This is a genomic window from Demequina sp. NBRC 110055 (assembly GCF_002090135.1).
Lineage (GTDB): Bacteria > Actinomycetota > Actinomycetes > Actinomycetales > Demequinaceae > Demequina.
The window spans coordinates 507,088-520,209 of record NZ_BBRL01000004.1 but is presented as its reverse complement, the minus strand read 5'-3'; the positions used below and the strand labels follow the sequence as shown (position 1 = coordinate 520,209).

Genomic DNA, 13,122 nt, shown 5'->3' with positions numbered 1-13,122 from the left:
GATGAGCGAAATCTCGATCACCCTCCTGCGCTTCGGGTTCCTCATCCTGCTGTGGGCCCTCGTGCTGGCGGCGATCGGAGTCCTCCGTGCCGACCTCTATGGCACGCGCGTGACCTCTCGCGGGCGCGGCCGCAATGCACGGTCCCGTCCTGACGCACGCACCAACAAGACCGCCGCACCGTCTCGCGCGGGCACCGGCGTGCGCGCGGGAGCGATCAACACGCAGGCCTCCGCGGTGGGCCACCTCGCCGTCACCTCCGGCCCCCTCAAGGGCACGGTCATTCCGCTCGGCTCGGCTCCCGTGCTCATCGGCCGCTCCCCCACCTGCACGCTGGTCATCGACGACGACTACTGCTCGGCGAAGCACTGCCGCGTGTACCCCGAGGGCGACGCGTGGAGGGTCGAGGACCTGGGCTCCACCAACGGCACCTACCTCGACAACCAGCGGGTGGGCGACCCGATGCCCTTCAAGCGAGGCGACCACCTGCGACTCGGGGCGACCACGCTGGAGCTGAGGAGCTAACAGTGTTCCTCACCCTTCACTTCGCAGCACGCTCCGACGTGGGCCTCGTGCGCGCCAACAACCAGGACTCCGCCTTTGCCGGACCCCACCTGTTGGTCGTCGCCGACGGCATGGGCGGCGCGGCGGGCGGCGACATCGCCTCCTCGATCGCGGTCGGCCGCCTCGCGGCGCTCGACGGGGAATCCCACGGACCGGACGAGGCGCTCGACGAGCTCAAGCAGGCGATCGCGGAGGCACACGCCGAGATCCTGCAGCGCGCCGCCAACGATCCCGAGCTGTCCGGCCTGGGCACCACCGTGACGGCGTTGCTGCGCGCCGGCAGTTCGCTGTCCATGGCGCATATCGGCGACTCGCGCGCCTACCTCCTCCGCGATGGCGCACTGGACCAGGTCACGACCGACCACAGCTTTGTGCAACACCTCGTCGACACTGGTCGGCTCAGTGCGGCCGATGCCGAGAATCACCCCAAGCGCTCGATGCTGCTGCGGGTCCTGGGCGACGTGGACGCGAACGTGCCCGTGGACATCTCGGTGCGTGAGACCCGCGCGGGCGACCGGTGGATGCTGTGCTCCGACGGACTTTCCGGTGTCGTCAGCCGCGACACCATCGCGAAGACCCTCGCCGAGGTCGACGATCCCGGCGACTGTGCCGACGCCCTGGTGAGCCTCGCGCTGTCCGCGGGAGCGCCGGACAACGTCACCTGCATCGTCGCCGACGTCGTCGACATTGACGCGCAGCCCGACGGCGTCGGGCCGCCGTCCTCCACTCAGATCGTGGGTGCCGCCGCGACCGATCGGCACCGCCCCACCGCGGGTGGCACGGGCGCCGCCGGGCGCGCCGCCCGTCTGCAGGCACGCACTCCCGAGCCGGACGAGGACGAGCGGCCCAGCCGCCGCTCCCAGGCCTGGGCGAAGGCGCGCCCCTGGGTCCTGCCCCTCATCGCCCTCGTCGTCGTCATCGGCGGAGCGTGGGGTGCCTACCTGTGGACCCAGACGCAGTATTTTGTGGGCTCCGACGGCCTCAATGTCGCGATTTACCAGGGAATACCGCAGGACCTCCCGATTGTCGAGCTTGAGACCTTGGTCGAGGACACCGGCATTCCGGTCGCGACCCTTGAGCCCTATCAGCAGCAGCGCATCGAGGCCACCATCCGCGCGGGCAGCCTCGAGGAGGCCCGCGGCATCGTCGCGTCCCTCGACGTCGTCGAACCGGTCACGACGCCCAGCCCCACGCCGAGCCCGAGCCCGTCCGCGAGCGCCTCCGCCACACCCGGCCCCGCGCCCACGGCCACTGACGCGCCCACCCCCGCCACGGCATCGGCCGCCTCCACGGACGCCGGAGACGCCTAAGTGGCGACCGTCTCCGAGGTCTCCGTCCGCTCCGGCAGGCGCAGCGAGCTGACGCTCATGGCGCTCGCGTGGGTGATCATCGTGCTCGCGCTTGCCCTGGTGGACTATCACGCGGCCTACCTCGAGCTGGTGGATATCGCCATCTACGGCGGCGCGGTCGCCGGCCTGATGCTGGCCGCCCACATCACGCTGCGCCGCGTGGCCCCGTCCGCCGACCCGGTGTTGCTGCCCGCCGTGTTTGCGCTCAACGGCGTGGGCATCGCGGAGATTCGCCGCATCGACTACGCCGAGGACACCAGCTTCGGCACGCAGCAGATGATCTGGGCCGTCTTGGGCGTCGCGATCATGATCGGTGTCCTCCTGGTGGTCCGCGACCACCGGAAGCTCCGCCGCTACACCTACACCGCCGGGGTCGTGGGCCTGGTCCTGTACCTGTTGCCCCTGGTGCCGGGCCTGGGCATCACCGTGAACGGCGCGCGAATCTGGATCTCTATCGCGGGCAACTCCGTGCAGCCCGGCGAGTTCGCGAAGATCGCGCTGGTCATCTTCTTCGCCGGCTACCTCGTGACCAACCGCGACACGCTGGCGCTTGCGGGCCCCAAGGTGCTCGGCATGCGCTTCCCGCGCATCCGCGACATGGGACCACTGCTCATCGTGTGGCTCGCCGCGATGCTGATCATGGTCTACGAGCGTGATCTGGGCGCATCGCTGCTGTTCTTCTCGATCTTCCTGGGGATGCTCTACGTCGCTACGGAGCGGTTCAGTTGGGTCGCCATCGGCATGAGCCTGTTCTTCGTGGGCGGCGCCTTCGCGGCGCTCACGGTGCCTCACGTGCGCAGCCGCTTCGAGGCGTGGCTGAACGCGCTGGATGCCAACGTGTACTCGTCGGGCACCTCGGAGCAGCTGGTGCGCGGCCTGTTCGGCATGGCCTCGGGCGGCCTGTTCGGCACCGGCCTGGGGGAGGGGCGACCCGACCTCGTGCCTTACGCGGAGTCCGACTTCATCATCGCGTCGCTGGGCGAGGAGCTGGGGCTCACCGGCCTCATGGCCATCCTCACGCTGTACATCATCATTGTGCAGCGGGCCTTCCGCACCTCCATCGGTGTGCGCGATGGCTTCGGCAAGCTGCTGGCCGCCGGACTCGGCGTCACCATCGCGGTCCAGGTCTTCATCGTGGTGGGCGGTGTCACGCGCGTCATCCCACTGACCGGCCTCACGGCTCCGTTCCTCGCCTATGGCGGATCCTCGTTGTTGGCGAACTGGCTCGTGGTCGCGCTCCTCCTGCGCGTCTCCGACCAGGCCAGGCGATCATCGGAGGCGGTGAGCGCATGAACGAGCCCGCCCGCCGCGTATCCGTCGTGGTCCTGATCCTTTTCCTCGCCCTCATGGCGGCCGCCTCGTGGATCCAGGTCGTCAACGAGGAGACCCTCAGCCAGGACCCGCGCAACGTCCGCACGCTGTACCGCGAGTACGGCAACTTCCGTGGTCCGCTCGTCGTCGACGGCGAGTCGGTGGTCTGGTCGGAACCGTCCAACGATTCGTTCAACTACCAGCGCACGTACACCGACGGCTCCCTCTATGCCGCCGCGACCGGGTTCTACTCCATCGTCTATGGACGCTCCGGCCTGGAACAGACCGAGAACGAGCTCCTCAACGGCAGCGCCGACTCCCTGTTCTGGACCCGCCTGGGCAATCTGTTTTCGGGCGAGCAACAGCAGGGCGCCTCCGTCGAGCTCACGCTCAAGTCCAGCCTCCAGCAGGTGGCCGCCGAGCAACTCGGCGACCAACGCGGCGCCGTCATCGCGCTCGCGCCAGAGACCGGCGAGATCCTCGCGATGGTGACGAGCCCCACGTACGACCCCGCGCTGCTGGCCGGCCACGACTCGTCGGTCGTCAACGAGAACTACCAGTCGCTCCTGAACCAGGACGACGGCCCCCTCATCAACCGGGCGATCGCCGGCGACACCTACCCGCCCGGGTCGACGTTCAAGCTCATCGACGCCGCTGCGGCACTCGAGGCGGGCTACGAGCCGGACACCGAGTTGTATGCCCCCACGGAACTGGACCTTCCCCAAAGCTCGAACACCATCGGCAACTACGGCGGGGAGGCCTGTTCCTCCGACGACTCGATGACGCTCGAGGACGCCCTGCGCATCAGCTGCAACACCGCGTTCGCCGACCTGGGGATGACGCTGCAGTGGCAGGTGATCCAACGCAAGGCCGAATCCTTCGGGTGGACCGACAAGATCGACGTGCCGCTCTCGGTGACCGCCTCACGCCTCCCCGAGGACCCCGACGAGGCGCAGACCGCCATGAGCGCCATCGGCCAGTACGACGTGCGCTCCACGCCGCTGCAGATGGCCATGGTGGCCGCGGCGATCGCCAATGACGGCACCCTCATGAAGCCGTACCTCGTCGACTCGGTGCGCGCCCCCGACCTGCAGGTCATCGACGTGACCGAGCCCGAGGTCTACTCGACTCCGATGACCCGCTCCGACGCCAACAAGCTCACCGACATGATGGTCACCGTCGTCGACGACGGCACGGGCAGCGCGGCGCGCATCGACGGCGTCGAGGTGGCAGGCAAGACCGGCACGGCCGAAACGGGCCAGGACACGCCTCCGCACGCGTGGTTCGTGTCCTTTGCCCCTGCGGACGACCCCGTGGTCGCCGTCGCCGTCGTCGTCGAGAACGGCGGCTCGATGGGCTCGGAGGCGACCGGCGGGCGCATCGCGGCCCCCATCGCGAAGGCCGTCATGCAAGAAGCCATCCGCCTCGACGGGGAGGGTGACCTGTGACACTTCATGCCGGCACCACTCTTGGCGGCCGCTATGTGCTGCGCTCCCTGCTTGCCGTGGGCGGGATGGGCGAGGTGTGGCGAGGCGAGGACAGCGAACTGGACCGTCCCGTCGCGATCAAGGTCCTCAAGGAGCACGCCGCCGCCAACGAGACCTTCCTCAAGCGCTTCCACAACGAGGCGCGCAACGCCGCGGGGTTGCTTCACGACAACATCGCGCAGGTCTACGACTACGGCGACCACGACGACACCGCCTACCTGGTGATGGAGCTCGTCGAGGGCGAGTCGCTCGCGACCATCCTCGAGCGGGAGCGCACCCTCGCCGAGCCGCGTCTGGCCCACCTCATGGTCGAGACCGCTCGCGGCCTCGCGGTCGCCCACGACGCCGGCATCATGCACCGCGACATCAAGCCGGGCAATCTGCTGGTGCGCGAGGGTGACCGCGTGAAAATCACCGACTTCGGCGTCTCGCGTTCGATGGACCAGACCACGCTGACCCAGACCGGCATGGTGATGGGCACCGCGCAGTACCTGGCGCCGGAGATGGCACTGGGCAAGCCCGCCACCCCCGCCTCCGACCTGTACGCCCTGGGCATCATCGCGTACGAGTCCGTCAACGGGAAGCGCCCGTTCACCGCGCCCGCGGCCGTCGACATCGCCATCGCTCACGTCAACGAGGCCGTCCCGCCGCTGCCGGCCACGGTGTCGGATCCCATGAACGCGCTCATCATGGACCTCCTCGAGAAGAACCCGAAGAAGCGCCCGCGGGACGCCCGCGCGCTCATCGAGCGCATTCGCACGCTGGACTTCAGCGACAGCGCCCCCCACGCGACCACCGCGGAGGGCGCCAGCCCAGCCACGGCATCGGCCCCCGAGACGGGCCGCACACGCTCGGGCTCGACGCGCCGCGCCATGCCCCCCTCCATCGCGCCGCGCTCGTACCGGCCGCGCCCCGACACCCCGCGGCGCCGATGAGCGCCACATCACGGAACGCTAACGGTCGCGTGCGACCTGGAACAATGACCCACGACACGACACGGCACGTGGAAGACTGAAGGACACCATGAACGACGAAGCGAAGATCCTCGGCGGACGCTACGAGATCGGCGACCTCATCGGTCGTGGCGGCATGGCCGAGGTACACATCGGCTACGACACCCGGCTGGGACGCACCGTCGCCATCAAGATCCTGCGCGCCGACCTCGCGCGCGACCCGTCGTTCCAGACCCGCTTCCGTCGTGAGGCCCAGGCCGCGGCCGGCCTGAACCACCCCGCGATCGTCGCCGTCTACGACACGGGCGAGGACCACACCACGGGCGCCGACGGCAACCCGCAGGCCGTGCCGTACATCGTCATGGAGTACGTCGAGGGCCACACCGTGCGCGACATCCTCAAGGGTGACGTCGCCGCACCCATCGACGAGGCCGTCGAGATCTCGTCGGGCGTGCTCACCGCGCTCGACTACGCGCACCACGCTGGGTTGGTCCACCGCGACATCAAGCCCGCCAACGTCATGCTCACCCCCACGGGCGCGGTCAAGGTGATGGACTTCGGCATCGCCAGGGCGTTGGCCGATGCCGGCAACACCATGACGCAGACGCAGGCCGTCGTCGGTACGGCCCAGTACCTCTCGCCCGAGCAGGCGCGTGGCGAGACCGTCGACGCCCGCTCCGACCTGTACTCCGTGGGCTGCCTGCTGTTCGAGCTGCTCACCGGTCGCCCCCCGTTCGTGGGCGACTCGCCCGTGTCCGTCGCGTACCAGCACGTGCGCGAGGAGGCGCCCGCGCCGTCGGCCTTCGCGGCCGACGTTCCCAAGGAACTCGACCAGGTGGTGCTGCGGGCACTGGCCAAGAACCGCGATCAGCGCTACGCGACCGCACAAGAGTTCCTCGGCGACCTGCGCGCCGTCATGGGTGGCGGCGCTGTCAGCGCGGCCACGGGCTCCATTCCGCTGGGCTCCGCCGGCTTCGGCGCTGGAGCCGCCGGCGTCGCAGCCGCAGGTGCGGCGGGCGCGGCTGCGGGTGCAGCCGCAGCGGACATGACGGACGAGGAGATCGCCGACCAGCCCACGCAGGCCATGCCCGCCACCCCGGCCGGACCCGAGACCGGCGCGACCGAGGTGATGGCGTCACCGGCCCAGAACTGGGACGCCGTCATGGCAGGCGGTGCCGCCGGCGCCGCGGCCGGCTCCTACGGCTCGATTCCCCCGCCCCAGTCCGGAGGTGTCGCGACCGTCACGGGTGAGACCGACATCGCGCGCGAGGACGAGGCCCGCCGCAAGAAAATCCTGTGGTGGTCGCTGGGCGGCGCCGCCCTGCTCGCCGTCATCCTGGTCATCTGGCTGCTGATGTCTAGCGGTGAGGACGAGCCCGAGGTCGTCACGGTCGCCGTCCCCAACGTGGTCGGCATGACCGAGAACGAGGCCGTTGCTGCCCTCGAAGAGGTGGCGCTGGTCCCCGACGTCACCTACGAGGCCAGTGAGGACGTCGACGAGGGCGAGGTCATCTCGACCACGCCGGGACCCGAGGAGGAGGTCGAGGAGGCGACGACCGTCACAGTGGTGGTGTCCTCGGGGCCCGATGCCGTCACCGTGCCGTCCGTGCGCTCCATGACGCAGGCCGATGCCAGGCTTGCGCTCCAAGAGGTGGGTCTCGAGGTGGGCGACGTCGTCATCAAGGACGACCCCGACCTCGACGAGGACCGTGTCATCGAGACGGAACCCGCCGACGGCGAGGAGGTTGCCGCGGGCACCGAAGTGACGCTGTACGTGGCCTCAGGCGAGGTGGAGCTTCAAGACCTCACCGGCATGACCGAGGACGAGGCCCGCGCCGCCATCCAGGAACTGGGACTGTTCGCGTCCGTCAGCGAGGTCGAGGTCGACGACGAGGAGACCGAAGAGGGCACCGTCGTGGGCCAGGACCCGAGCCCCGGCAAGGTCGAGCGCGGCTCGACGGTCGAGATCGACGTCGCGACCGCGCCTTCCACGGTTGCGGTGCCCGATGTCACGGGCCGCGGCCAGGGCGAGGCGGAGCGCGAACTCGGCACGGCCGGCCTGAGCTTCACCTACGGCAGCCCGCAGTACTCGGACGACATCCCCGCCGGATCGGTCATCTCGCAGAACCCCAACCCGGGCACCCAGGTGGCTCCCGACACGACGGTCACGCTGGTGCTGTCGCAGGGACCCGAGCCCGAGCCGGAGCCCGAACCCACCACGGAGACCCCCACCCCGGGACCCGCCGTCACGCCGCCGGGCGCGCAGTGACAACAGCTGCGGGCGATCCGTCGCCTGGCCGCACAAGTGCACTCGCCACCAGGGGGAATAACCGTCCCTTGACCGCCGTTTGACCCGGCACCATGACGACATCGCTCACCGCTGAGGCCCTCGGCTCGTCCGTCGACGAGTTGCTGCCCCGCGTCCATGCGGCCCTTGATGCGCATGTGCGCGGCGCGCGCTCCGGCATGCCCGTGGTGGCTCCCGACTATGCCCGCCTCTGGGATCACCTGGGCGCGCAGTTTCATGGTGGCAAGAACCTCCGTCCCGCCCTCACCCTCGCGGCGTACCTGGGCCTCGGCGGCGACGATCCCGACGCGGTCGTGCCCGTCGCTGCGGCGATGGAGATGCTGCATACGGCGATGCTGGTGCACGACGACGTCCTCGATCACGACGAGGTTCGCCGCGGCCGGCCCAACATCGCCGGATTGCGTCGCGCGGAGCTGCAGGCCACGGGCGCCCCGCCGGACAAGATCGACGACCAAGTTCTCGCCGCGGCGCTGCTGGGCGGTGACCTGGCGCTGTCGAGCGCCTACGACCTCATCATCTCCTCGTCGCTCCCCGCGCATCACCGCATCGCCTGCCTCGACCTCGTGACCCGCGCCATCCGCTCGACCATCGCGGGGGAGCTGCTCGACGTCTACGGTGACCTCGAGCCCCTCGAGCAGGCGGATCCGTTGCTCGTCTCCGCACTGAAGACAGCGTGGTACTCGTGCGTCGTGCCCCTGCTCGCGGGGGCACGTCTCGCGGGCGCCGACCCGACCATGCTGACGCACTTGGAACGATTGGGACTCGCCCTGGGGGTGTCGTTTCAACTCATCGATGACGACCTGGGCGTGTTCGGCAACCCTGCCGTCACGGGCAAGTCTCGCTTGACCGACCTGCGCGCCGGCAAACGCACCGAGATGATGCGGCTGGCATGGGAGAAGGCCGATGCGCCGCGAAGGGCGACGCTCGCCCGTCACCTGGGTGATCCCCGCCTCACGGAGGAGGGTGCGGCGGCCGTGCGCGACGTCATCGAATCCTCCGGCGCCCGCGAGGCCGCTCTGCGCCTCGCCCGCCTTCGTGCGCGAGAAGCCTCCCGCATTGCCGCGGAGCGCATCCCGGCGCCGCTCAGCGGACACCTGGTGGGCCTGATCGCCTCGCTTCAGGAGCGGGCGTCGTGAGTGCCGCCCGGCGGGCGGTCCATCACGATAACGAGACGTCGCTGGCCCTGTACGACGAGGCGGCAGCCGCGGCCGCGGCCCAGGTCATCTCGCGCTACTCCACGAGCTTCGGGCTCGGTGCCCGGCTGCTGCCGCGCGCCATGCGCTCCGCCATCGCGTCGATCTACGCGATGGTCCGGATTGCGGACGAGATCGTCGACACGTACCGGGGCGACGACGCGGGCGTGGTCCTCGATGACTTCGAACGCCAGGTCCACCGCGCCATGGCGGGTCGGTTCTCCGCCGATGTCGTCGCGCACGCGTTCGGCGTGACCGCCCGTGCGGTGGGAATCGGCCGCGACCTCACCGACCCGTTCTTCGCGTCGATGCGCATGGACCTCACGCGCACGGAGCACGATGACGCCTCGTTTGCGACCTATGTCCATGGCTCGGCCGAGGTCGTCGGCGAGATGTGCCTGGCCGTCTTCATGAACATCACCACGGGGCCCGCTCCTGTGGACGACGTTCTGCGCGCCGGCGCGCGCCGCCTGGGGGCGGCGTACCAGAAGGTCAACTTCCTGCGCGATCTGGCCTCCGACGCCGACGAGCGCGGACGCATCTACTTTCCCGGCCTCACGCTCGACACCCTGACCGACGCGCAGGTCGCCGCCCTCGTCGCTGACTGCCGCGCCGACCTCGCAGCGGCGCGGGTGACCATGCCCCGGCTCCCCCGCGGAGCGAGGCGAGCCGTCGAGACCACCGCTGACATCTACGACGACCTGCTGACGCGCATCGAACAGACGCCGGCGACCCGCCTGACCACCACCCGGGTACGGGTTCCCGGCCCACGGAAGGCACAGATCGCGCTGCGTCGCCTGACAGGACATGCCGGCTCGGCGACACCCGCCGCCGAGGAGACCCCATGAGCGGCCACGTCGTCGTCATCGGCGGCGGTGTCGCCGGCCTCGCGACCGCGGCGCTGCTCGCCCGCGGCGGCGCGGAGGTCACGCTTCTCGAGCGCCACGACCAGGTCGGAGGGCGCGCCGGTCGTCTCGAGATCGACGGCTTCACCTTCGACACGGGCCCGTCGTGGTACCTGATGCAGGAGGCCTTCGAGCACTACTTCGCGCTCCTGGGGCGAAATGTCGACGAGGAGCTCGATCTCATCGACCTCGACCCTCGCTATCGCGTCTACTTCGACAACGGCGCCGGGCCCGCCCGCCGCCTGGACGTCACCGCGGACCCCGAGGCGAACTGGGCTGCGTTCAACGCCATGAGCGCCGGTGACGGCGACGCGATCCGCGACTACGCCGCCACGGCAGGGGACCGCTACCGCCTGGCGCTCGACCGCTTCCTCTACACGACCTATGAGCGCCCCGACCGCGCCATCGACGCCGCGACCCTGAAGCGTCTGCCTGAGCTCGCTGGCCTGCTGACGAGGTCGCTGGGATCCGCGATCGGATCCAAGGTGGCAGACCAACGCCTACGCCAGCTGCTGGGGTTCCATGCGGTATTTCTCGGCTCGGCCCCCGACCGGCTGCCGTCACTGTTTTCCCTGATGAGCCACCTGGACCTCGTGGAGGGCGTGCGCTACCCCCGGGGCGGCCTCTACGCCGTCATCCAGGCCCTCGCGGGCGCCGCGGAGGCCGAGGGTGTGCGCATCCGTACCCACACCGACGTCACCCGCATCATGGTGGAGCGCGGCCGCGCCACCGGGGTAGTGCTCGCGACGGGGGAGACGATCCTGGCCGATGCCGTCGTCTCCGGCGCGGACATGCACCACACCGAGACACGCCTCCTCGAGCGGCCGTTCCAGAGTCGCCCGGAGTCCTCCTGGAAGCGCATGCGGCCGGGGGTCAGCGCGTTGTTGGTGTTGGCCGGCGTCGAGGGCGACCTGCCGGAGCTCGAGCATCACACGCTGTTGTTCACGCGAGACTGGGACGCCAACTTCCGGGCCATCATGGATGACCTCACGGTGCCGCATCCCGCATCCATCTACGTCTCGCGCACGTCGGCCACCGACCCCTCGACCGCCCCCGACGGTCACGAGAACCTCGTCATGCTCGTGCCGTTCCCCGCAGATCCTGCGCTTGGCGCGTCCGCGGCCTCCCGCGCGGCTCTCGACGGCCATGTCGACCGCTACCTCGACCAGGTCGGGACGTGGGCCTCGATCCCTGACCTGCGCCAACGCACCTCTGTCAAGAAGGTCCTCACCCCGCACCACTTCGCGACCGAGCTGCACGCGTGGCGCGGCGGTGCGCTGGGCCTCGAGCACTCGCTGACCCAATCCGCGATGTTCCGCCCCTCCAACATCTCCGGCAAGGTCGAGAACCTGTTGTATGCGGGCGCCTCGACCGCGCCGGGCATCGGCGTGCCCATCTGCCTCATCTCTGCCGAGCTGGTCGCCAAGCGGCTGCTGGGCGACACCGGCGTCGCCCCGCTGCCCGCGCCACTGCCCGCGGGCTACCTGTCACGCTCGCGCAGGGCCGATGCGCTGGGGCGCCTCTCCCGATCCCTCGCCTCCGCCCCCGCGCACCAGGAGCGCGCGCGGTGACCTCTTGGCTGTACCTCACGGCGCTGCTCATCAGTATCGGGGGGCTCGCGACGCTGGACTGGCGCTACCGTCTGGCGCTGTTTGTCGAGACCCGACGCACCGTCCTCACGCTCGCCATCGCGGTCGCCTTCTTCCTCGTATGGGACCTCATCGGCACCGGCCTGGGGATCTTCTTCATCGGCGACGGGCCGTACCAGTCCGGCCTCGTCATCGCGCCCGAGGTGCCGCTTGAGGAGGTCTTCTTCCTGATCCTCCTCGCCTATCAGACGTTGCTGTTGTGGCGCGCCTTCTCGCGGCGTAGGGCGGTCGCATGACCTACGTGATCCTGTCCGTCGCCGTGCTCGCGGTCCTCGCGGTCGCGTGCCTGCCCGTGCTCAGGCGACTGCCGCATCGGCCGTTGTTTCTCACGGCCGTCGTCCTGATGGCGCTCACGGTGGTCTTCGACAACGTCATCGTGGGGCTGGAGATTGTCGGCTACGACGAGGATCTCATCTCCGGCGTGCGGATGCCCATCGCTCCCGTTGAGGACCTCGCCTACGCCATCGGCGCCGTCCTGCTGGTCCCCACGCTGTGGGAACTGTTGGGACGCAGGGGAGGCGCCTCGTGATCGGCGCCATCGTGCGGGCCTCGCGCCCCATCAGCTGGATCAACACCGCGTACCCCTTCGCGGCGGGCTATCTCATGGCCACGCGCGAGATCGATGCCGTCCTCATCGTCGGCACCCTGTTCTTCCTGGTCCCCTACAACCTGCTGATGTATGGGATCAACGACGTCTTCGACTACGAGTCCGACCTCGCCAACCCTCGCAAGGGAGGCGTGGAGGGAGACGTGGTGCGCGACCGCGCGCAGGCCGCGCGAGTTCACCGTGCCATCCTGTGGGCCTGCGTCATCACGGTCGTCCCGTTCATGGCATTGCTGCTCTGGGTGGGCGACGGCTGGGCGGCCCTCACCCTCATCCTGGTCGTCTTCGGCGTGATTGCGTACTCCGCTCCGGGACTGCGCTTCAAGGAGCGGCCGTTCCTGGATTCGCTCACGTCGGCGCTGCACTTCGCCGGGCCGCTGCTCTATGCGCTCGTCCTCGCCGATGTCCCGCTCACCGGTGCGACGGTGTGGCCCGTCTGGCTCGCGTTCGTGCTGTGGGGTATGGCGAGCCACGCGTTCGGAGCGGTGCAGGACGTGCGCGCCGACCGCGAGGGCGGCATCGGCTCCGTCGCCACCGTCATCGGCGCACGGGCAACGGTGCGCCTCGCGGTCGCCCTGTACGCCGCCGCCGCCGTGCTGCTGCTGTTCCTGCCCTGGCCCTCGCTGCTCGCCGCCGCTTTGCCGTTGGCCTACGTGGCCTCGACCGCACGCTTCTGGAACGTCACCGATGCCGCGTGCGAGGACGCCAACCGCGGGTGGCGCACGTTCCTGTGGCTCAATCAGCCCGTGGGATTCTTCGTGACCGTGCTGCTGATCGTCGCCTGGAACGGCTGGTCATAGT

Annotated in this window: 12 protein-coding genes; all 12 read left to right on the top strand. The window is 69.8% G+C overall.

The features are described from left to right. Position 1 precedes the first annotated feature (1 nt). The 12 genes from B7K24_RS02450 (at position 2) to B7K24_RS02395 (ending at position 13,121) form a co-directional block, all read left to right on the top strand. Positions 2-523, top strand: coding sequence for an FHA domain-containing protein (locus B7K24_RS02450; protein ID WP_084128466.1), 522 nt, complete (start codon positions 2-4; stop codon positions 521-523). A 2-nt stretch (positions 524-525) separates the two neighbouring features. Further along, positions 526-1,872, top strand: a complete 1,347-nt coding sequence (locus B7K24_RS02445) for a PP2C family serine/threonine-protein phosphatase (protein ID WP_084128465.1) — start codon at positions 526-528, stop codon at positions 1,870-1,872. Continuing rightward, complete coding sequence (locus B7K24_RS02440; RefSeq protein ID WP_084128463.1) at positions 1,873-3,204, top strand: FtsW/RodA/SpoVE family cell cycle protein; 1,332 nt, start codon at positions 1,873-1,875, stop codon at positions 3,202-3,204. It abuts the gene before it with no gap. After that, positions 3,201-4,670 (top strand): penicillin-binding protein 2, encoded by a 1,470-nt coding sequence (locus B7K24_RS02435; RefSeq protein WP_084128462.1) that lies wholly within the window; start codon positions 3,201-3,203, stop codon positions 4,668-4,670. The genes B7K24_RS02440 and B7K24_RS02435 overlap by 4 nt, the downstream gene beginning before the upstream one ends. Beyond that, on the top strand, positions 4,667-5,644 hold the full coding sequence (locus B7K24_RS02430) for a serine/threonine-protein kinase (RefSeq protein ID WP_084128460.1): 978 nt from the start codon (positions 4,667-4,669) through the stop codon (positions 5,642-5,644). Before B7K24_RS02435 ends, B7K24_RS02430 begins: the two co-directional genes overlap by 4 nt. 88 nt (positions 5,645-5,732) lie before the next feature. Continuing rightward, on the top strand, positions 5,733-7,931 hold the full coding sequence (pknB, locus tag B7K24_RS02425) for a Stk1 family PASTA domain-containing Ser/Thr kinase (RefSeq protein ID WP_084128459.1): 2,199 nt from the start codon (positions 5,733-5,735) through the stop codon (positions 7,929-7,931). 92 nt (positions 7,932-8,023) lie between these two features. Next, positions 8,024-9,106 carry a polyprenyl synthetase family protein gene (locus B7K24_RS02420; protein ID WP_084128457.1) on the top strand — a complete coding sequence of 361 codons (1,083 nt, stop codon included), beginning with the start codon at positions 8,024-8,026 and terminating at the stop codon, positions 9,104-9,106. Further along, complete coding sequence (locus B7K24_RS02415) at positions 9,103-10,011, top strand: squalene/phytoene synthase family protein (protein WP_234986521.1); 909 nt, start codon at positions 9,103-9,105, stop codon at positions 10,009-10,011. The genes B7K24_RS02420 and B7K24_RS02415 overlap by 4 nt, the downstream gene beginning before the upstream one ends. Beyond that, a complete protein-coding gene (gene crtI, locus B7K24_RS02410; protein WP_084128456.1) occupies positions 10,008-11,639 on the top strand; it encodes a phytoene desaturase family protein in 1,632 nt (543 codons plus the stop codon). The genes B7K24_RS02415 and crtI overlap by 4 nt, the downstream gene beginning before the upstream one ends. Further along, positions 11,636-11,953, top strand: coding sequence for a lycopene cyclase domain-containing protein (locus B7K24_RS02405; protein WP_234986520.1), 318 nt, complete (start codon positions 11,636-11,638; stop codon positions 11,951-11,953). Before crtI ends, B7K24_RS02405 begins: the two co-directional genes overlap by 4 nt. Continuing rightward, positions 11,950-12,246: a lycopene cyclase domain-containing protein gene (locus B7K24_RS02400; RefSeq protein ID WP_084128454.1), complete on the top strand. Its 297-nt coding sequence runs from the start codon at positions 11,950-11,952 to the stop codon at positions 12,244-12,246. The genes B7K24_RS02405 and B7K24_RS02400 overlap by 4 nt, the downstream gene beginning before the upstream one ends. After that, a complete protein-coding gene (locus B7K24_RS02395; protein ID WP_084129218.1) occupies positions 12,246-13,121 on the top strand; it encodes a prenyltransferase in 876 nt (291 codons plus the stop codon). Before B7K24_RS02400 ends, B7K24_RS02395 begins: the two co-directional genes overlap by 1 nt. Position 13,122 lies beyond the last annotated feature (1 nt).